Origin of the sequence: Robertkochia aurantiaca (assembly GCF_020166495.1) — a bacterium.
Taxonomy (GTDB): Bacteria; Bacteroidota; Bacteroidia; order Flavobacteriales; family Flavobacteriaceae; genus Robertkochia; species Robertkochia aurantiaca.
Genome location: NZ_JAINZS010000005.1, coordinates 40747 through 61330, shown reverse-complemented (window position 1 = coordinate 61330; position 20584 = coordinate 40747). Strand labels below are relative to the sequence as shown.

Here is a 20584-nt window from a genome sequence, read left to right as displayed (position 1 = left end):
TATGATTAATGGTTTTTTCTGATGTTCTGCGTCAGACATGGAATTCACTGATGGATAATGTAATTTATGAAAGGGAAAAGATTTTTGATGTTGCCGGTACTGCTGTTGTTAGGGGCAAATGTCGTCAAGGGGCAGCAGCACGGAATTGAAACGGAAGACAAGAAATTGTCTGATATTTTCGGAAAGGCCCATTTTCACGGCCATATAAGAAACTACTTCATGAGTACCCTGAATGAAGGAGAACTGACGGATTATTATACGAATGCCACCGGGGGTGCAATTGCCATTCGCACCTCAAACTGGAAGGGATTCGAAGCAGGAGTTAAAGGTATATTTACCTATCGCACGTTCTCTTCAGATCTCAACAGGGCAGATCCCACTGTGGGTGAAATGGCCAGATGGGAATTCGAGCTTTATGATATTACCGATCCTCATAATTTTAATGATCTTGATCGTCTCGAAGAATTATACATCACCTAACGGTTTCACAGTGGCTATATCACTTACGGGAAGATGGAGATTCAGAACACACCCTTGCTGAATGAAAGTGACGAACGTATGAAGCCTTTTGCTTTTAATGGCAGCTGGCTGTATTGGCAACCGGCTGTTGAACATCGTCTTAATGCTGCCTGGATCAACCGGGTTTCTCCAAGATCAACGGTAGAGTGGTATGACTTCAACGAAGCAATCGGCCTGGAGAATAATGGTTATCTTCCCAATGGTGACCCGGCTGAATATAATGAAAAGACCGGGTCAAATGGAATCGCCCTTCTCAATTACAGCTATTCGATTGACGCATTTTCACTGGAGTTTCACGAATGGTACCTGGACAGGATCATGAACACTGTTTGGCTGCAGGCTGTATTTGAGAAGAATAACTGGTTCGGCGGGTTACAGTATCTCTACCAGTGGCCTTTGGAGCAACAGCGGGATCTGCCGGAGCCTGATCGATATGTTCAACCGGGGGAAAACGGGCAGGTTATAAGCGTGAACGCAGGCATGTCTGACCGAGGCTACGCTGTAAGCCTGTCTTTTTCTCATGCGTTTGATTCAGGTCGTTTTTTATTTCCCCGGGAGTTGGGCAGAGACAGGGTTTTTACTTCGGTACCCCGATCCAGGCTGGAGGGATTTGGTGATGTGGATGTTCTTACCCTAAGGGGGGATATTTACCCGGGTAGAGTTAGAAACCTGAATCTTGGTTTAGACTTTACAAGAGTGTTTGGTGCTGAGGCAGATAATTTTGTATTCAACAAATATGGAAAGGATGAATATTACCAGGTAAATTCAAGACTGCACTATGATTTTCAGGGATTCCTTAAAAATCTTGAATTAGACCTGTTATATGTTTATAAGTGGAACGTCAATGAAGTATCACCTGATGTTATTTTTAACCGTAGTAATTTTCACCAGGTGAATCTGGTTACCAATTTTAATTTTTAGCGGCTAATATCAACTTTGCTGGTCAGGTTTATACGGGCATGCTGTTATTTCGGACCGATTCTTTTATAATTTTCAGAGAATATGGGATCACCGTCGCTATCAAGGGTGATCTGACTGTAATAATCATCTTTCAGATCCAGTTTAAAGGTAAAGACCCTCATCGTATCGATGATTTGCATCATTGAGGCAGAACCGTACTCAAGTGTTTCGATCAGGCTGCTGTCGGTAACGATATAGGAACCGTAACCGAACCATTCCACTGAATCCTGAGGAACAAAACGGGTCCACATGACCTTTCCGTCTGTATACATTTTGATCTGACGGTAGCCTTCACTGGTTTCAATGGTATCGACCACGTTTTCGCCATCATAGGTATATTGATCGACGAGTTCCCAGATACCCTCAATGGTATGTTTATCGGTAGTTTCAGTCGTTTTAAAGGAAATTAGTATCAAAGCAAAAATACAGCCGATGGTGAAAAGAATTGATTTCATGTTTTTATGTATTAAAAAGTTGAAATTCAGCGAATTGTCACTATTAAATTACAAAAAATCATTGAAAATCATTCAACTGTAATCAAAGATATTTGCGTGCGTCTAAGTAAATGATCATTTTATATGGTCTCGAACCTTTCAAGATTTTGCTTGCACTCACGAGGGCATTTTAGTAAAATAAAGTACATTTGTTAATCGATAATAAATCAAGAAATATGGCTGAAAAAGCAGAAAATGTAAAGTGTCTGATCATCGGGTCAGGACCTGCAGGGTATACTGCAGCGATCTATGCTTCACGTGCTGATCTGAAACCTGTTATGTATACCGGGCTGGAACCGGGCGGACAGTTAACTACAACCACTGAGGTAGATAACTTTCCCGGTTATCCGGAAGGTATAGACGGTCCGGCGCTTATGATGGACCTGCAGAAGCAGGCTGAGCGTTTTGGTACCCAGGTTCGCATGGGAATGGTGACCAAGGTCGAACTTTCAAAAGAACATGGAGGAGTACATAAAGCTATAGTTGATGACAAACACGAGATTCATGCCGAATCGATCATCATCGCCACAGGAGCCACCGCAAAATACCTGGGCCTTCCCAGTGAACAGCGTCTGCGAGGCGGGGGTGTGTCTGCCTGTGCGGTTTGTGACGGCTTTTTCTACAAAGGTCAGGATGTTGCCATCGTAGGGGGTGGTGATACCGCGGCTGAGGAAGCAACCTATCTTGCGAATATTTGCAGCAAGGTGACCATGCTGGTCAGAAAAGGGGAGATGCGTGCCTCTAAAGCGATGCAGCACCGTGTAAATAGCACCAAGAATCTCGAAGTTCGTTACTATACTGAGATCGAAGAGGTTTTAGGTGATCAGGTGGTAGAAGGAATCAGGGTTTTCAATAATGAGACAGGCGAAAAAGAGGTGATTCCGGTAACGGGACTTTTTATAGCCATAGGCCACAAACCGAATACAGAGATCTTCAAAGGTCAGTTGACCATGGATGAGACCGGTTATATACAAACCGACGGTAAATCTACCAAGACCAATGTTCCAGGAGTCTTTGCCAGTGGAGATGTGCAGGACAAGGTTTACAGGCAGGCGATTACCGCAGCCGGAACAGGATGTATGGCAGCACTTGATGCTGAACGATATCTTGCAGCCGTAGAAAGTAAAGAAGAGGTGGAAGCCTGAGAATTATAGTGATATAGAATTAAAAAGCTCGTGGAAATCCCACGGGCTTTTTATTTCCACAAGGATGAAAACGGGGAATATTCCTTTTGAATGAACCAGCAGGTAAGCCTATCTTACTGAGGTTATGAAATGGTTGAAAAACATCTGTTTTTTAGTTTTTATCGCACTACCCGTATGGTTGAATGCTCAGGAATATCCGGTAATCTCACCCCAAACCGAGCTGCCGGAGTTGTTCCCTGAAATGCTGGTGCCTTACGAAGTGTATTTAATCGATTCCAGAGATACACCTAAAGATAAATTGAACCAGCTGAAGTTCTTTTATATCCCTTTCTCTGATGACCTGAATGAAAAGAACCGGTTCAGGTTCAGAAAGGAGACTCGAACGAAGGACTCTGTCTATTCAAATAACCAAAGGAGTATATAAAAAAAGAACCTGTCGTAATAGAACAGGTTCCTTTTAATTCATTCTGAAGTTATAATAGTTATTTTGCTTTACTCACGTCACCTGATCCCATTGATCGGCTTTCTTCTTTGGTAGGATTGCCCTTGTAATTCACATCTCCTGAACCTACGATGCTGGCTTTCAGGATTCCATCGCAATAAACATTGGCATCTCCTGAACCGGCTATGGAAACCGTTACATCACGTGATTTCAGATCAAAGGCATCTATATCCCCAGATCCGGCAATATTGCAGTCGAAATCATCGCTGCTTCCAGAGAGGATAATGTCACCGGAACCGGCTATATTTGCGTGAAGTTCGCTCACCTCAAGGTCCAGGCTGATATTCCCGGATCCGGCCAGGCTGGTTTCGAATTCAGAAGCCTTAAGGGTTATTTCAGATCTCACATCACCAGATCCCGCAAGATTCAATTCTTCGATCTCTTCAACAGGTACTCTGATCACGATCGAATTTCCGTTGCTGGGTCGCAGATTATAACCGTCTTCGGTCTTGATTTTAAGTTTACTTCCATTGGTTTCCACTATGATATACTCCATCAGGTTGGCCTCTGCTTCCACCTCAATTTTGCCCTCGGAGCCGGAGGTTAGAAGTACATCGAAAGACCCGGCAACATTTATCTCGTCGTAGTCTGAGGTTTCCCTGACTTCTTTGGTCATTTCGCCATTCCCCTTAACGGTGTCGTTTCCCCACCATTGAGCCTGGGTGAGAGTAGTGATTAACATGGCGGTTAAAAAAATTACTTTTTTCATGATAGTCGATTTTTAATTGATGATTATTATTGTTTGCTCATTTTAATGCTTCCGTAATCAGAACTGATTCTCATGGTATTTTTACCCTTGCTGCCGTAGTAGCCTTTATAATATTTCTCAGATGATTTTTCCCGTACAATATCGTAATCGAAATCGGTATCTCCGCTGATTCCGGCATATTCTGTGTTGATTTCAAAATCAAAATGGTAGCCACTGTTGTAGCCGATTCTGATGCCGGTGTAATCAGTGCTGATCTGAACATTTCCTGCGTCAGCGGCCAATTCATCGATGCGTATGGAGCCGTAGTCAGAGCTGATGTTCAGGTCGCCGTGAACCGTTCCTATCTTGGTGGACAGGTAATCGGCTCTTCCTTCAATATTGTTGACCTCTTCCACCTTCATGCTTCCGTAATCGCAGGCATAGTTAAGGGTGTTAACCTTTTTTAGGGTACTGTTGGTATAGTCGGCGGCAATAGTAAGTCTTTCGGCTTCCTCCACTTCATAAGTGCTGTAGTCTGCCCTGATCTCACCACCTTTGATGTATCCAAAGGCTGATTTTGAGGTATAATCAAAACTGATCTCGTTGTCGGAATGGTTGAGTTCACCGATGTCGATTCTGCCATAGTCACAGCTGATCACCGCTTTCCCGTCTAGTTTGTCAAGGTTGATGCTCCCGTAGTCATTGCTGAGGTCAACGCGGTTGGTACGGGGAAGTTTTACAATGTAATTCACTTCCATACTCACATTGTTGTTTCCACCCCATGACCAGTTCCAGCTGCTTTTTTCAAATTTGGTTTTGGCACTGACCATTCCGGGATTATTCTCAAAGCTTACGCTTATTTCGTCCAGTTTTTTCTGGGCTTTACTCTCATTATCTGAGTTTGTTTTGATATGTACCTCTATAACCACCCGGTTTTCGTTCCAGCTGGTAAGATACAGATTTCCGTAACTGTTTTCGATCTCCAGGAGGGCATCAGGATTTACCTGGAATTCCTTGTTGATCTTCTTTTCTTTGGTGTATCGTCCCTGCCATTTAGGGTTCGATGCCAGTGCCAATAGTGGCAGGCAGATCAAAGTCAGGGTGGTATTAAATAATATTCGCTTCATCATTGTCGGATTTAAATTCTTTAATTTCTTCTATTCGGTCTAATACGTCTTGTAAAAGGTTGATTCGGGTTTCAAAATTGGTGATCATCGCATGGAGAATCTGTTTGCGGTTGCCTTCTTCCCTGAGCTCTTCCACCAGCAATTCATAATCTGATTCCAGCTTTTCCATCTGAAGCATGGTGTCATCTATCAACTTGCGGGTTTCCGGAGTGGCCGCGGCTTCTACCTTCTGCATCTCTTCTTCAATTACCGATGCGAAATAGAACTCGGTCTTCTGAAACTCTTCGGGCATTTGATCGTTTTGCTGCTGGGTGAAAAACAACGATGCTGCCACTGTCACTATAAGGGTAATCGCTGCAGCAACCGAAAGCACTTTCCACCAGCTGCTACCTTGTGAAGACCCATCAGCTTCAGAGTTTCTCTGAGCTTCCAGGCGTGCTGCGAACCGGTCTTGATGTCCGGCCCTGGGTTCTTCCAGGTCAAACTGATTCTGAAGTGAATCGAATAATTTTTCTATGTTATCTTTTTCTTTCATAATACGGCCTCGGCCAGTTTTTTTCTTAAACTCTCTTTTGCTCGCGAAACAGTGGTTCTGCAATTGGCATAGCTCAGTTCCAGGATCTCACCCATCTCCTCGTAATCGTATCCTTCGATCAGGTGAAGGGTTAAAGCAATGCGGTAATTGTCCTTCAGCATTTTCATGGTTTGCAACACTTTTTGAGCCTGTATGTCGGTAAACTCATGATCAGGGTCACTACCTGCATTGTCTTCAACCCTGTACATTACTGTGTCCAGAGCGATTTCATTTTTTTTCAGCTTTTGCCTGTAATGATAAATGCTGTCATTAACCACGATGCGTTTCAGCCAGGCTCCGAATGTTACCTCACCCCTGAAGGTGTCGATCTTCGTAAAAGCTTTCAAGAACGATTCCTGCATGATATCTTCAGCTTCAAAACTGTCTTTTACGATCCTCACAGCGGTATTGTACATCGCCTTGTAATAGCGATTATATAATTCCATCTGGGCATTTCGGTCTCCATTGCGACAGCCCTCGACAAGCGTATCGATATGTATTACAGGTTGGCTCAAAAAGTATTTCTTTATTATAAAGATGAATCATTTTTCCATTTGTTACACTTCAGCTGAAAAAAATTAGAAAATACTTGTTGAATCTCTTATATTCCTGTGGTTTTAAAGTGCCGGAGCCGGTTGCAGCCTGTTCGAACATTCAAATTGGCACAGCTATTGTCTTAAGAAAAGCGATACCCTTTGCACGGTTGCGTGGATTCGCATTGTTTAAAGCAAAACCTTATGAAATACAGGGTGTCAGCGAAATTGTAGAGAAAAAGAAAAATCTGTCCGGGTGACAGAATGACCTAAATGAAATTATGAGCAATTCAAAATTTATAAATATTGACAGTTTGTCATTGCAGAATATCGATGATGATGCCGATCTGATCCCTTTAATGACTCCGGAAGATGAGGAGGAGATAAACAGGGAGGAGCTGCCTAAAAGCCTTCCTATTTTACCTCTTCGTAATACGGTATTGTTTCCGGGTGTGGTAATTCCTATTACGGCGGGAAGAGATAAGTCTATCAAACTGATACAGGATGCAGCCAATGACACCAAGGTGATCGGGGTGGTGGCTCAGAAAGATGAAACCGTTGAAGATCCGGGAAGTGATGACCTTCATAAGATCGGAACGGTTGCCAAGATCCTGCGGGTGTTGAAAATGCCCGATGGAAATACCACAGTGATCATACAGGGAAAGAAACGCTTTGAGATCGAAGAGCTGACCACTGAAGATCCATATTTTAAGGCTGATATCAAGGATTTTCCTGAGGTGAAGCCTGAAGCTGGGAATGAAGAATTCGAAACCATCATCGATTCGGTAAAGGAACTTGCCCTGCAAATCATTAAAGACAGCCCGAATATTCCTTCAGAGGCTTCCTTTGCGATCAAGAATATCGAGAGCTCCTCATTTCTTATCAACTTCATCTCGGCCAACATGAATCTGGAGGTTGATGAAAAGCAGGAGCTGCTGGAGATCAGTCACCTGAAAGAACGGGCCCTGGCCACCCTCAAACACATGAATGTCGAATTTCAGAAGCTGGCACTTAGAAATGATATTCAGTCGAAGGTGAAATCAGATCTTGATCAGCAACAACGCGAGTACTTCCTGCATCAGCAGATGAAAACCATACAGGAAGAACTGGGTGGGGTTTCCTCTGAGACCGAGATACAGGAAATGCGGCAGCAGGCCAAAGAGAAGAAATGGAGTAAAAAGGTCGGAGAGCATTTCGAGAAGGAGTTGATGAAACTTCAGAGAATGAATCCCCAGGTGGCCGAATACTCCATTCAGAGAAATTACCTGGAGCTATTCCTGGAATTACCCTGGAATGAATTCTCCAAAGACCAGTTCGACCTGAAACGAGCTGAAAAAATACTCGATAGGGATCATTACGGACTGGAGGATGTTAAGCGCCGGATTATCGAATACCTGGCGGTTCTCAAGCTCAGGAACGATATGAAGTCACCTATACTGTGTCTTTACGGACCTCCCGGGGTTGGTAAAACCTCACTCGGGAAATCGGTAGCTGAAGCCCTGGGTCGTGAATACGTGCGTATGTCATTGGGTGGTCTGCGTGATGAGGCCGAAATTCGCGGTCACCGTAAAACCTATATAGGAGCTATGCCCGGCCGTATCATACAGTCGATTAAAAAAGCGGGTACATCAAACCCTGTTTTCATACTCGATGAGATCGATAAACTTTCTTCGAGCCATAGTGGTGATCCTTCATCTGCAATGCTGGAGGTGCTGGACCCGGAACAGAACAGTGAATTCTATGACAATTTCCTGGAGATGGGGTATGATCTGTCGAAAGTGATGTTCATCGCGACGGCTAATAATTTGTCGAGCATTCAACCTGCTTTGAGAGACCGTATGGAGGTTATCAACGTGAATGGGTATACCATTGAAGAGAAGGTTGAGATCGCTAAACGACACTTGTTGCCAAAGCAACTGGAGGAGCACGGTTTGAAAAAATCAGACTTAAAGGTAGGTAAGAAGGAACTGGAAAAGATCGTAGAAGGATATACCCGGGAATCCGGGGTGCGAGGCCTGGAAAAACAGATCGCAAAAATGGTTCGCTTCGCAGCTAAGTCCATCGCGATGGAAGAAGAGTATAACGTTAAGGTTACCTCCGATGATATTGAAAAGGTCCTGGGACCCGCCCGCCTTGAAAGAGATAAATATGAAAATAACGACATTGCCGGGGTGGTTACCGGTCTTGCATGGACCAGAGTCGGAGGTGATATCTTATTTATAGAGTCTATTTTATCCAAAGGAAAAGGAAGTCTTAATATTACGGGGAATCTGGGGCAGGTAATGAAAGAATCGGCGACCATTGCCATGGAGTACATCAAGTCTAATGCTGAACAACTCGGAATAGATCCTGAGGTATTTGGTAACTATAACGTACACATCCACGTACCGGAAGGAGCGACACCCAAAGACGGACCGAGTGCCGGTATCACCATGCTTACATCACTGGTTTCTCTCTTTACACAAAAGAAGGTGAAAAAGAGTATTGCGATGACCGGAGAGATCACGCTGAGGGGTAAGGTGCTCCCGGTGGGAGGTATTAAAGAGAAGATCCTTGCGGCTAAAAGAGCGCATATTAAAGAGATCATACTATGTGAACAGAACAAAAGAGATGTGGAAGAGATCAAGGCTGATTATCTGAAAGGATTGAAGTTTCATTATGTCACAGAAATGAGTGAGGTGATAGATATCGCCCTCACAAATCAAAAAGTTAAGAACGCCAAGAAACTATAATCCCTGATGCAGAAGATCACTATTGCCATTGACGGTCATTCATCTACCGGAAAGAGCACCATAGCCAGACAACTGGCCAAAGCCCTCGATTATATTTACGTTGACAGTGGAGCCATGTATCGCGCTGTCACTTTGTATGCCTTGCGAAATGGGATGTTTGAGAATGATACCCTTCAGGGGGAGAAACTAATCGCCGCCCTGCCGGAAATCACCCTTCGGTTCGGAAAGAATGACAGCCAGGGTAAGGCAGATATGTATCTGAACGGAGAAAATGTTGAAAAGTCGATACGTACTCTTGAGGTGTCAGGTAAGGTTAGTATTGTTGCTGCCATTGCAGAAGTTCGTAAAAAGCTGGTAGAGCAACAGCGTGAAATGGGCCGTGATAAAGGCGTGGTCATGGATGGCCGGGACATAGGAACCGTGGTGTTTCCCGATGCCGATCTGAAATTATTCATAACAGCATCGGCCGAAACCCGGGCCCAAAGAAGGTATAAGGAATTAATCGACAGAGGTGATCAGGTTTCTTTTGATGAGGTACTGGAAAATGTCAGGAAGCGTGACCATCTGGATTCGACACGAAAAGAATCTCCTTTGATCCGCGCAGAAGATGCCATCGCTATCGATAATAGTCATATGACCATCGAAGAACAGTTTGCCGCCATTATGGATCGGGCGAGAGCCTGTATCTCAGAAAAACAGGAATCAGGCAGTTAATCAGTGTTTTATGATATTTTAATCCCGACCTGTTGGCTTTTGCCCATGGGTCGGGGTTTTTGTTTATAATTGTTTGTGAATCAATTTATATAATTGTATTTTTGCACTCCTTTTTTAACAAGATCCGGAAGGGAAAAAGGGAAAAAATAAAACTGTAAATGTTAACTCCTTCTGTGTTTAGGTTGCTAATCTTCCGGTTAAATGCAGAATACAAATTTTTATCAGCACATGGCTGAAACTAAAGAAAACGCTGCGAATACTGCCCAGGAGGCAAAATCGCAGGAAGCAAAGAACGAAGTTAAAGAAACCGTATCTCAGGAAGAATTTCTGGAGAACTTCGACTGGCAGAAATACGAAGAAGGTATTGAGCAGGTTGAAGACAAGAAACTGAAGGAATTCGAATCTCTTGTTGAAGAGAACTTTGTAGATACAGCCGATGAGGAAGTGGTTGAAGGTACTGTTGTTCACCTTACCGACAGGGAGGCGATCATCGACATCAACGCGAAATCTGAAGGGGTTATTTCTTTGAACGAGTTCCGCTACAATCCTAACCTGAAGGTAGGAGACAAAGTAGAAGTACTGATCGACGTTCGTGAAGATAAAACCGGGCAGTTGGTGCTTTCTCACCGTAAGGCAAGAACCATCAAGGCCTGGGATCGTGTGAACGCGGCTTATGATAAAGGAGAGATCGTAAACGGATTTGTGAAGTGCAGAACTAAAGGAGGTATGATCGTTGACGTATTCGGAATCGAGGCCTTCCTTCCAGGATCACAGATCGATGTGAAACCAATTCGCGATTACGATGCGTATGTAGGTAAGACAATGGAATTCAAAGTGGTTAAAATCAACCATGAATTCAAAAACGTTGTTGTTTCTCACAAAGCGCTTATCGAAGCCGATATCGAAGAGCAGAAGAAAGAGATCATCGGACAGCTTGAAAAAGGTCAGGTACTTGAAGGTACTGTTAAGAACATCACTTCTTACGGTGTGTTCATCGACCTTGGAGGTGTTGACGGTCTTGTTCACATTACCGACCTTTCATGGTCACGTATCAACCACCCGAACGAGGTTGTTGAGCTTGATCAGAAACTGAACGTGGTTATTCTTGACTTCGATGATAACAAGTCACGTATCCAGTTGGGTCTGAAGCAACTTCAGAAGCATCCATGGGAAGCTCTTGGAGATGAGGTGAAAGTAGGAGATAAAGTGAAAGGTAAAGTTGTTGTGATCGCTGATTACGGTGCATTTATCGAAGTAGCTGAAGGAGTGGAAGGACTGATTCACGTATCAGAAATGTCATGGTCTACTCACCTGAGATCTGCACAGGATTTCGTAAATGTAGGTGATGAGGTTGAAGCAGTAGTGCTTACCCTTGATCGTGAAGATCGTAAGATGTCACTTGGTATCAAGCAACTTACTCCTGATCCGTGGACTGATATCACAGAGAAATATCCTGTGGGATCACGTCACAAAGGAATCGTTAGAAACTTCACCAACTTCGGTGTATTCGTTGAACTGGAAGAAGGTATCGACGGACTCATCTATATCTCTGACCTTAGCTGGACCAAGAAGATCAAGCATCCTTCTGAGTTCGTAAACGTAGGAGATGAGCTGGAGGTTGAAGTACTTGAGCTGGATGTGGATGGACGCAAACTGAGTCTTGGTCACAAACAGACCCAGGAGAACCCTTGGGATAAGTATGAAGAAGAATACGGTGAAGGTACGGTTCACACCGCTGCCATCGACGAGATCGTTGACAAAGGTGCGACCATCAAATTTAATGATGATATCACTGCATTTGTTCCTTCACGTCACCTTGAGAAAGAAGACGGTAAGAAACTGAAAAAAGGTGAAGAAGCAGACTTCAAGATCATTGAGTTCAACAAAGAATTCAAGAGAGTAGTAGCTTCTCATACCGCTATCTTCAGAGAAGAGGAGGAGAAGAATGTTAAGGCTGCTGCTAAGCGCGGTAAACAAGCGGAGAAAACAACGCTTGGTGATGCTAACGCTGAACTGCAGGCCCTTAAAGATAAGATGGAAGGTAAAGGAGAGTAATCTCAGAGACCTTTCTTTAAGACAAAAGCCTCCGGAATTTCCGGAGGCTTTTTTTGTTTTTGGGTTTTGCGGTTATGCGGTTATACGGTCATGCGGTAATACAGGGATGAAGAATTCAGATCAAGGTCGTTCAGAGGTCCTGGAAGCTTTCGGGAGCGAAGAATCTGCCAAGGTGATTCGATGTAGCCATCTGAAAACTGACCACTATGCGTTATAAATAACAGGTCAACCTTATTTAGGGATGTGCATACATTATCACTCACCACTCACGACTCACGACTCACGACTCACGACTCACGACTCACGACTCACCATTCCCTGATTAAACCTGTTTACTGCAAGGCTTCCTTATAGGTTTGCAGGCATCTTTCCCGGGCTTCTTTATGGTCTACCATGGGTTCAGGGTAATCGTCACTATCTATTTCTTTGACCCATTCTTTAATATATTCCCGGTCTTTGTCAAATTTTTTGATCTGGGTGGTAGGATTGAAAATCCTGAAATAAGGAGCAGCGTCAACTCCACTGCCCGCAACCCATTGCCAGTTGCCAACATTGCTTGACATTTCGTAATCCAGCAATTTTTCTGCGAAATATGCTTCACCCCATCTCCAGTCTATAAGTAAGTGCTTGCAAAGGAAACTTCCCGTAAGCATACGAATGCGGTTGTGCATATATCCCGATTCGTTCAATTGTCGCATTCCGGCATCGACCAGAGGATATCCCGTTCGGCCTTCACACCATTTTTTGAACTCCTCTTCATTATTGCGCCACTCAATACGGTCATACTTCTCTTTGAAACTGGTATCGGTAGTGTGTGGGTAATGCCATAATATCTGCATAAAAAATTCCCGCCATATCAGTTCGTTAAGAAAAGTATCGTTCTCAGCAGCAAGGGCCTTTTTATAGATCTTCCTGAGCCCTACAGTGCCAAAACGCAGGTGAGGTCCCAGCCTGGAGGTGCCTTCCTGAGCGGGATAATTACGGGTGTCTTCATAACTATCTATGGTGGTAGGAGTCACATCGTAATCAGGTACCTTCAATTCAGATCTTGTAAATCCCATATCGGAAAGATCGAGATTGGGCAATCTGCTGTGTTGAATATAATTATCTGTGTATTGGCTGGTGTAGAAAACTTCCAGGTCGTAATCTTTGAAATTTTCCTTCCACTTTTTCATGTAAGGGGTATAGACCACATAGGGGTCACCATCGTCTTTTACTACCTCGCTTTTTTCAAAAATCACCTGGTCTTTAAAGGTGCGAAACTCGATATATTCCTCCTCCAGCAGCTCACTGATCTTATCATCTCTCTTTTCAGCGTAAGGCTCGTAATCGTGATTGGTATAAACGCTTTCCACTTCAAAATCTTCAATGATCTGTTGGAATATTTCCTCCGGATACCCATAATAGATTGCGATCGAACTGCCATGTTCTTCCTGCAGTTCCTTTCGCATTTTTTGAAGTTGATCAAAAATAAAGGTAACCCGTGCATCGTCTTCGGGTAATTTATCGAGTATATGCTTATCGAAAATAAAAACAGGGAGAACCGGCAGACTGCCTTTCAGCGCCTCCAGTAATCCCTTATTATCATCCAGTCGCAGATCTCTTCGAAACCAGAATACATTTACAGCTTCTCTGCTCAAAAGTCAGGGTTTTATCAGTTGATGTTTAAAGTAGACATTCCTCCGTCAACTCCGATGATCTGTCCGGTGATCCAATTGGATTTATCGCTTAAAAGAAAGGTGGCGACCTCTGCTATATCATCTGGAGTACCCACGCGCTTCATCGGATGCCTTTCTGCCATCTTCTCTTTTTTCTTTTCAGAGTTCAGCAGTTTTTCTGCCATGGGGGTATCGGTAAGCGAGGGGGCGATCACGTTAAAGCGAACCTTTGGTGCATATTCGGCAGCCATGGCTTTGGCGAAACCTTCAATAGCGCCCTTTGCAGCCGCTACACTACTGTGAAAGGGCATACCTGTATTTACGGCAACCGTGCTGAACAGTACCACCGAGGCTGAATCTGATAACTTCGGCATTACCTGTTTGAGCACCTTAACAGCGGTAAGAAAGTTGATCTGCAGATCGGCCTCATAGTCATCTATGCTGAGCATTTTAAATGGTTTGAGATTGATGCTTCCCGGACAAAACACGAATCCATCAATCTCGTCGGGAAGATCATCATCAGAGAGCTCATCGCTCGTGGCATCAAACTCGATATAATCGATATCATCTGTTTCAGGTTTGCTCCTGGAAGCAATAGTAACCTGGTGTTCTTCTTTTAGTCGTTGGGCTATGGCATGGCCTATACCATGCGAACCGCCAATCATCAGTATTTTTTTTGACATAATTTAAATAGCTTTCATGTTAATAATCTTCTGGTCACCCTTGTACGCTCCGAAGAGTTCAATCAATTTTTTCTCGCGGTATTCAAAGATTTGCTTCAGTTGTCTTCTGACGAACATCCAGTGCGCCAGCCTTCCTAAAGGGCCTAAGGGTAACTTGTAATCGACGATGTCTTCCATTTCGACACCTCCCGGAATGGCTTTAATAAAATGTTTATGATGCCAAAGGGCATAAGGACCGAAACGCTGCTCGTCAACAAAGTATTCTCCGGCTTGCACATGGGTGATCTCTGTCACCCATTTGGTCTTAAAACCGGGTAGAGGATTTACCTTGTACTGAATGATCTGCCCGGGATACATCTCTTTGTCAGCTCCCGATAGAATTTCAAAGCCCATGTGACCGGGAGTAATTTCCTTGAGATTGGCCGGATCAGATAGGAATTTCCAGGCTTTCTCCTTGTCGATCGGTAATTTTTGAACACTATGCAATTGATATAAGGTCATAACCAGTTCTTTAAATAAAGATATAAGTATTTTTGTCTAATGAATAATAATAAATGTTAAACAAAGTTAAGTGTTTTAGTTTTTATGGCCATGGTTTTAGCATCCTTTAAAGTGCATGGATTCAGGATTCAAAGAGCTTAGTGTTTTTATTTAAGGTTTTGTTAACATATGGCATTTAGCCTTCTGTGTAATTTAGTTAGACAAAAACATATAAAAGCAACTAAAGAATGAAACGATTTTTATTTACTGCAATGTCCATCTTCGCATTTGTTTCCCTGAGTGCGCAGATCCAAACGCCGGCTCCGAGTCCCTCGGCAAAACTTGAACAAAAAGTAGGTTTGACCGATGTCTCCGTGGTGTATTCGAGGCCTTCGATGAAGGGACGTACGGTTTTCGGAGAGCTTGTACCTTTCGATAAGGTATGGAGAACCGGTGCGAACCAAAACACTATAGTAACTTTCAGCGATAATGTTAAGATCGGTGGACAGGAGCTGGAAAAAGGCTCTTATGCTGTTTTCAGCAAACCCGGAAAGGAGAACTGGGAGGTTTATTTTTATACAGATACCAATAACTGGGGTATACCTCAGGAATGGGACCAGAGTAAAGTGGCTGCCTCAGCTACAGTCAAGGCCGAAGAGATGCCAATGCCGGTGGAGACTTTTACCATCACTATAGATGATGTGCATAATAACGGGGCAGAACTCGGTATGATCTGGGAAAACACATACGTAGCTGTGCCATTCGAGGTACCCACTAAAGAAAAGGCTATGGCCAGTATAGACAAAGTGATGAACGGACCTTCAGCCAACGATTATTTCGGAGCTGCGGTTTATTACCTTGAAGAAGGGCAAGATCTTGAAAAAGCACAGGAATGGATCGATATGGCGATAGCCAAAGCAGACGGAGAACCTTACTGGATGCTACGTCAGAAATCATTGATCCACGCCGCAAGAGGTGATAAAGAAGGTGCTGTTGCAGCTGCCAAAAAATCACTTGAAGCTGCTGAGGCTGCAGGAAATGCTGATTATGTAGCACTCAACAAGAAATCACTGGAAGAGTGGGGAGCTATGTAATGGTCTCTCCGCCTGATTTAAAAAGATAAAAAGCATAATATCTGCTGAAGGCCTATCCAGGCTGAATGACAGATTTACTATTAGAACCGGCTTATCTGCTCAACCACAGGAGTGTTTCTGTGAATCAGGCAGATAAGCTTTTTTAATTCTGAATAATTATAACGCAAGGCCGGATCTTTTGACCCTCGTCTCCCCACGGTAAGTGCATCTTGTTATGCTCCTGTCTTTATACGCTTACCTGTTCTGAAAGAGGTTTCCAAAAGCACAGCGATAACTATTACCAAAGCACAGCCTATAAAGTTGAGCCAAAGGTATCCGAGTTTCTCTTCTCCGGGTCCATGTATATGAATGGCATAGTAATAAGTCAGTACCACCATCAGCTGTGTGATGAGTGCTGCTATAAAAACAGCATTACCCCGCACAAATTTTATGAAAAAGGCGATCAAAAAGATTCCCAGCACATTTCCATAAAATATGGAGCCGATGATATTCACAAGCTGAATAAGATTATCGACCAGAGAACCGAAGTTGGCAAAGAGAATGGCGATGATTCCCCAGAGGAAGGTAAACCACTTCGATGCCTTCAGATAATGGGTTTCGTCACCTTCAGATTTCCGGTTTCGTTTATACAGGTCCATGGTGGTGATGGTTCCTAGGGCATTCAGTTCTGAAGCGGTTGATGACATAGCGGCAGAGAAAATAACAGCCAGCAATAAACCTATAAGACCGGTGGGAATATTGTTGAGAATAAAATGTATGAATACGTAATCCTTATCATTGGTCTCTATGCTTTCATCTGCCTTTTCGATAAGTGTTCTCGCTTCAGCCCGTAACATTCGGTCAGCCTGGTTCAATTCTCTGATCCGTTCTTTAGCCGCTACGGTGAGGTCATAATCTTTGACATCCAGTACAGCGGTGAAATGATCCTGAGCGATGCGTTTTTCTTCTTCCAGTTTCAGATGCTCAGACTTTAAGCGCTCATAGTCTGCGTTGAACTCAGATGAGGTGATGGCATCCTGGGCTGCTGGGTTGAAGTTGATAGGGGAGTGGTTGTACTGATAGAAAACGAACACCATCACCCCGACCAGGAGAATGAAAAACTGCATAGGTACTTTCAGAAGTCCGTTGAAGATCAGTCCTAACTGGCTTTCCCTGATCGATCTTCCGGACAGATATCGCTGTACCTGACTTTGATCGGTCCCGAAATAGGCAAGGGCAAGAAATAAGCCCCCGGTAATCCCGCTCCAGAAAGTATAACGGCTTTTAGTATCCAGGGAGAAATCCAGGATGTTGAGTTTGTCATTGGCTCCCGCTACCTTCAGTGCTTTCCCGAAATCAACGTCGTCGGGCAGGTAGCTCATCACCAGGTAGAAGGCGGTGAACATCCCTACCATGATTACAAACATCTGTTGTTTCTGAGTTACGCTCACCGCTTTCGTACCACCGGCCACTGTATAGATGATCACCAGTATACCGATGATCACATTGAGGGTTTTTAGTTCCCATCCCAGAACAGCCGATAGAATGATAGAAGGTGCGTAGATGGTTATACCTGCTGCCAGGCCACGCTGCATCAGGAAGAGAATGGCGGCCAGCGACCGTGTTTTCAGGTCAAATCTGTTTTCCAGAAACTCATAGGCGGTATATACCTTTAGTCTGTGATAGATAGGTATAAAGACCATACAAATGATGATCATTGCCAGTGGTAACCCGAAGTAGAACTGAACAAAGCCCATTCCGTCGTGAAAGGCCTGCCCGGGAGTGGATAAGAACGTTATGGCACTCGCCTGGGTTGCCATAACAGAAAGCCCGATGGTCCACCATTGGGCGTCTTTTCCTCCAAGGATATAATCGTTAACGTTTTTGCTTCCCCTCGTACGCCAGTACCCGAATCCGACAATAAAGGCCAGTGTTCCGGTAAGAACGATCCAATCAATAACTTCCATCTGCTATTGATTTGAGATCATAATGAGGTAAAAAGCCAGTATGTAAATGAAATTTGCAATAAGCACGATCGAATACGATCGCTTCCAGGTAATTTTTTCTAACATAGTTTAGCCTTTAGTTTGGTCGTTTTCGGGTTGTGTTTTTTGCGTTTCTTCTTTACCTACAGATAGCATGTTGGCAAAGAGTTTATAGGCTCCGGGAACACCTGCCGGAAGTTCCCTGAAAAAGCTGAGGCCGGTATAAATATAGTACCCTTTACCATAGGGTGCCACCAAAAGACTGCCCTTTTTCGGACTTTCGTTCTTGTCATGCATAGACAGGAGCGGAGTGAAAGCCTGATCCCATTCATCGGGGAAGTACAAACCTCTTTCCTGAACCCAACCCTTAAAGTCATCAGTCGTGATCTTATTCGGTGTATTCAACAGCGGATGGTCAGGATTGAGAAAGGTTACTTCGGCATCTTCATCGGTGACCCTGTCTCTTGAAACCTTAAGAGGGTAAGGTGCGATCTGCTCAAAGTCGAGTCCGCCGCGTCTGCTGGCGGTATTGTATTGAACGATCAGTGTACCGCCATTTTTGACATATTCAAGCAGATATGGCTGCTTGAACCTGATCTCGTTACTCACATTATAGGCCCTTATGCCTACAACTACGGCATCATATCCGCTAAGGCGGGAACTCGTTATGGCTTCCGGTTCTATAATACTTACATTATATCCTATCTGTTTCAGACTTTCAGGAACAGCATCACCTGCTCCGGGAATGTAGGCGATCTTTTCACCTCTTTTGGTTATATCCAGGCGGGCAACCTTCGCTCTGGAGGGTAGAAGCACCTGTTGGGTGGGGATATGGTCATAGGCGATGGTAACGAGTTCTTTTGAAATCCTGTTGCCATCGATATCGACATATGCGTTCATCAGACCTTCCTGTGTTTCACCCGGCTTGACTGAAAAGATAAAAGACTGCGTATTACCCTTTTCTTCAATGCTGAACGTACTGTTGGCCGGCTGACTTGTCCATCCCTCGGGAAGATCAAGACCTACACTGCCGTTGACCTTGCTGATTCCCGCTTTTACCGTAACCCTGACGGTTTTGGTTTTTCCGTCGTCGAAAAGAAAAACCTTGTCGCTCACTGAAACCGTTGCCTTTGGCAGAATTTCAAATGGCTGATAGAGTTCTCCTTTATCCGGGCGGGAATATTTATAGACTAATGGCTTGCTGATAACGAGTGATTTCCCGGATGATTCCAATATAAAGTCTATGATCACCGGATCCGGACTCTCAGGCATTCCGATTAGTCTTTGTGGTGCGCTGTACATTCCCAGAGTTCCTTCATTTTTCAACCAGTATGGGGTGCTGTATCTTATATCGGAAGGAAGGGTAAGCTTGAGCTCTTCGCGTAAAGGTGTATTGCTTTCCAGTGTTTTATCGATAGTGGTTTGTGCGAGGTCCTGGTTCACCTTTACCGCTTTTAAGGTGAAGCTGTTTCCATTTCGGTTGATTGCTTCAAGATTCAGCGTGATCTGTTCCCCGGGTACGGCAGAAGGATCATTTGCTGTTGCCTCCAGGAACAGTCCGCTACAGGCCTGTATAATCTTTGTGATCTCTTTTGTCTTAATTTCTCTCCAATGATCGTCTTCCAGACGGGTGATCAGCTCATAGGCCTTCATCAGTTCCGGAACATGAACCGCGGGATCTTTGAAATTAAACTCTTCTTCGATCTTACTGAGAATGCTGTTGATTTCCTCTCCGCCTTTCACCCTTGTCCAGCTGGTGTTTATTCCTTCGAATAACCGGTCTTCGGGCATATCACCCTTGAGCAGCTCGATATATTCCTTTTCAGATCCACGGCTGGAGACTCTGCCGAAGCCCTGGCTCAAATGCTGACTGCTGGCAATAGACGCCATTTCGTTATTGCTCATTCCTATGGTAGGGTAGTACGTTCCAATGTCGAAAGAGAGCATTTTGCTTTTGTCTGCCTTTTCAAAGTTTTCCTCACTTCCGTAGAACCACCATGAGGTGTTGAAAAACAACCTTTTGGGTTGCCAGGTGTCGACATAATTCAGTTGCGACGGGAATTTATTTTTGTTTCCTGCCAGGTCAAAAGCTTCATAGCTCAGCATGGCGGAAGAGGTATGGTGTCCGTGAGTCGAACCCGGAGTGCGATGATCAAATCGATTGATGATGACATCGGGTTTGAATTTCCTGATAGCCCAAACCACATCAGCGAGTACTGAATCCTTATTCCAGATCGAAAGCGTTTCTTCAGGGTGCTTGGAATACCCAAAATCATTAGCTCTTGTAAAGAACTGTTCCCCACCGTCAACGCGCCTTGCTTCAAGAAGTTCCTGTGTGCGAAGTACACCAAGAAGTTCCCGTAACTCGGGGCCTATCAGGTTTTGCCCACCGTCTCCTCTGGTAAGAGACAGATAAGCCGTACGCGCCTTGACTTCGTTCGAAAGGAAGGCGATAAGCCGGGTATTCTCATCATCAGGGTGGGCTGCCACATACAGGGCAGATCCAAGAAAGTTGAGTTTTTTGACCGCCTCATAAATTTCAGTCGAGGTAAAGGTGCGGGGTTGTTGGGCATAAGAGAACATGCTGAGCACCAGTCCCAAAAGAAAGGAAAACAGTGATCTTTTCATTTTAGCTGGATTAGGTATACCGATCAAATATAAA

Annotated in this window: 19 protein-coding genes; 9 read left to right on the top strand and 10 right to left on the bottom strand. The window is 44.2% G+C overall.

The annotated features are described in order from the left end of the window. Positions 1 to 66: 66 nt before the first annotated feature. Both K7R10_RS09055 and K7R10_RS09050 read left to right on the top strand, forming a co-directional pair. Complete coding sequence (locus K7R10_RS09055; protein ID WP_224484383.1) at positions 67 to 480, top strand: hypothetical protein; 414 nt, start codon at positions 67 to 69, stop codon at positions 478 to 480. 33 nt (positions 481 to 513) lie between these two features. Continuing rightward, the gene (locus tag K7R10_RS09050; RefSeq protein ID WP_224484382.1) at positions 514 to 1440 is read left to right on the top strand and encodes a hypothetical protein; all 927 of its coding nucleotides are present in this window, start codon (positions 514 to 516) and stop codon (positions 1438 to 1440) included. A gap of 44 nt (positions 1441 to 1484) precedes the next feature. Here the strand turns inward: K7R10_RS09050 and K7R10_RS09045 are convergent, their stop codons facing one another. Continuing rightward, positions 1485 to 1934, bottom strand: coding sequence for a hypothetical protein (locus tag K7R10_RS09045; protein ID WP_224484381.1), 450 nt, complete (start codon positions 1932 to 1934; stop codon positions 1485 to 1487). Between the two features lie 215 nt (positions 1935 to 2149). Between K7R10_RS09045 and trxB the strand changes: the two genes are divergently transcribed. Together trxB and K7R10_RS09035 are read left to right on the top strand one after the other, a co-directional pair. Continuing rightward, positions 2150 to 3118 carry a thioredoxin-disulfide reductase gene (gene trxB, locus K7R10_RS09040; protein ID WP_224484380.1) on the top strand — a complete coding sequence of 323 codons (969 nt, stop codon included), beginning with the start codon at positions 2150 to 2152 and terminating at the stop codon, positions 3116 to 3118. Positions 3119 to 3242: 124 nt separating this feature from the next. Next, entirely contained in the window at positions 3243 to 3542 is a 300-nt protein-coding gene (locus tag K7R10_RS09035) for a hypothetical protein (protein WP_224484379.1), read from the top strand. A 58-nt stretch (positions 3543 to 3600) separates the two neighbouring features. Here the strand turns inward: K7R10_RS09035 and K7R10_RS09030 are convergent, their stop codons facing one another. From K7R10_RS09030 to K7R10_RS09015, 4 genes are read right to left on the bottom strand one after another with little or no spacing between them, the layout of a single operon-like run. After that, complete coding sequence (locus K7R10_RS09030; protein WP_224484378.1) at positions 3601 to 4329, bottom strand: head GIN domain-containing protein; 729 nt, start codon at positions 4327 to 4329, stop codon at positions 3601 to 3603. 26 nt (positions 4330 to 4355) lie between these two features. Next, positions 4356 to 5435: a DUF4097 family beta strand repeat-containing protein gene (locus K7R10_RS09025; protein WP_224484377.1), complete on the bottom strand. Its 1080-nt coding sequence runs from the start codon at positions 5433 to 5435 to the stop codon at positions 4356 to 4358. After that, a complete protein-coding gene (locus K7R10_RS09020) occupies positions 5416 to 5970 on the bottom strand; it encodes a hypothetical protein (RefSeq protein WP_224484376.1) in 555 nt (184 codons plus the stop codon). Before K7R10_RS09020 ends, K7R10_RS09025 begins: the two co-directional genes overlap by 20 nt. Further along, positions 5967 to 6524 (bottom strand): RNA polymerase sigma factor, encoded by a 558-nt coding sequence (locus K7R10_RS09015; protein WP_224484375.1) that lies wholly within the window; start codon positions 6522 to 6524, stop codon positions 5967 to 5969. The genes K7R10_RS09020 and K7R10_RS09015 overlap by 4 nt, the downstream gene beginning before the upstream one ends. 74 nt (positions 6525 to 6598) lie before the next feature. Here K7R10_RS09015 and K7R10_RS09010 point away from each other — a divergent pair, with 74 nt between their 5' ends. The 4 genes from K7R10_RS09010 to rpsA all read left to right on the top strand — a co-directional run bounded on the left by K7R10_RS09010 (position 6599) and on the right by rpsA (position 12043). Next, positions 6599 to 6802 (top strand): hypothetical protein, encoded by a 204-nt coding sequence (locus K7R10_RS09010; protein WP_224484374.1) that lies wholly within the window; start codon positions 6599 to 6601, stop codon positions 6800 to 6802. A 21-nt stretch (positions 6803 to 6823) separates the two neighbouring features. Continuing rightward, positions 6824 to 9274, top strand: a complete 2451-nt coding sequence (gene lon, locus K7R10_RS09005; RefSeq protein ID WP_224484373.1) for an endopeptidase La — start codon at positions 6824 to 6826, stop codon at positions 9272 to 9274. Positions 9275 to 9280: 6 nt separating this feature from the next. Continuing rightward, positions 9281 to 9988, top strand: coding sequence for a (d)CMP kinase (gene cmk, locus K7R10_RS09000; protein WP_224484372.1), 708 nt, complete (start codon positions 9281 to 9283; stop codon positions 9986 to 9988). 228 nt (positions 9989 to 10216) lie between these two features. After that, entirely contained in the window at positions 10217 to 12043 is a 1827-nt protein-coding gene (rpsA, locus tag K7R10_RS08995; RefSeq protein ID WP_224484371.1) for a 30S ribosomal protein S1, read from the top strand. A 332-nt stretch (positions 12044 to 12375) separates the two neighbouring features. Here rpsA and K7R10_RS08990 read toward each other — a convergent pair whose 3' ends face one another. Genes K7R10_RS08990 through K7R10_RS08980 form a run of 3 tightly spaced genes read right to left on the bottom strand, consistent with a single transcriptional unit; the run spans position 12376 to position 14885 of the window. Further along, positions 12376 to 13683 (bottom strand): cryptochrome/photolyase family protein, encoded by a 1308-nt coding sequence (locus K7R10_RS08990; protein WP_224484370.1) that lies wholly within the window; start codon positions 13681 to 13683, stop codon positions 12376 to 12378. Positions 13684 to 13697: 14 nt separating this feature from the next. Then, positions 13698 to 14384, bottom strand: a complete 687-nt coding sequence (locus tag K7R10_RS08985) for an SDR family NAD(P)-dependent oxidoreductase (protein ID WP_224484369.1) — start codon at positions 14382 to 14384, stop codon at positions 13698 to 13700. Positions 14385 to 14387: 3 nt separating this feature from the next. Further along, positions 14388 to 14885: an SRPBCC family protein gene (locus K7R10_RS08980; RefSeq protein WP_224484368.1), complete on the bottom strand. Its 498-nt coding sequence runs from the start codon at positions 14883 to 14885 to the stop codon at positions 14388 to 14390. Positions 14886 to 15112: 227 nt separating this feature from the next. Between K7R10_RS08980 and K7R10_RS08975 the strand changes: the two genes are divergently transcribed. Further along, positions 15113 to 15958, top strand: coding sequence for a DUF2911 domain-containing protein (locus K7R10_RS08975; protein WP_224484367.1), 846 nt, complete (start codon positions 15113 to 15115; stop codon positions 15956 to 15958). Between the two features lie 212 nt (positions 15959 to 16170). Here K7R10_RS08975 and K7R10_RS08970 read toward each other — a convergent pair whose 3' ends face one another. Continuing rightward, positions 16171 to 17904, bottom strand: coding sequence for a sodium:solute symporter family protein (locus tag K7R10_RS08970; RefSeq protein ID WP_224484366.1), 1734 nt, complete (start codon positions 17902 to 17904; stop codon positions 16171 to 16173). A 108-nt stretch (positions 17905 to 18012) separates the two neighbouring features. Continuing rightward, positions 18013 to 20550 (bottom strand): PIG-L family deacetylase, encoded by a 2538-nt coding sequence (locus K7R10_RS08965; protein ID WP_224484365.1) that lies wholly within the window; start codon positions 20548 to 20550, stop codon positions 18013 to 18015. Positions 20551 to 20584 lie beyond the last annotated feature (34 nt).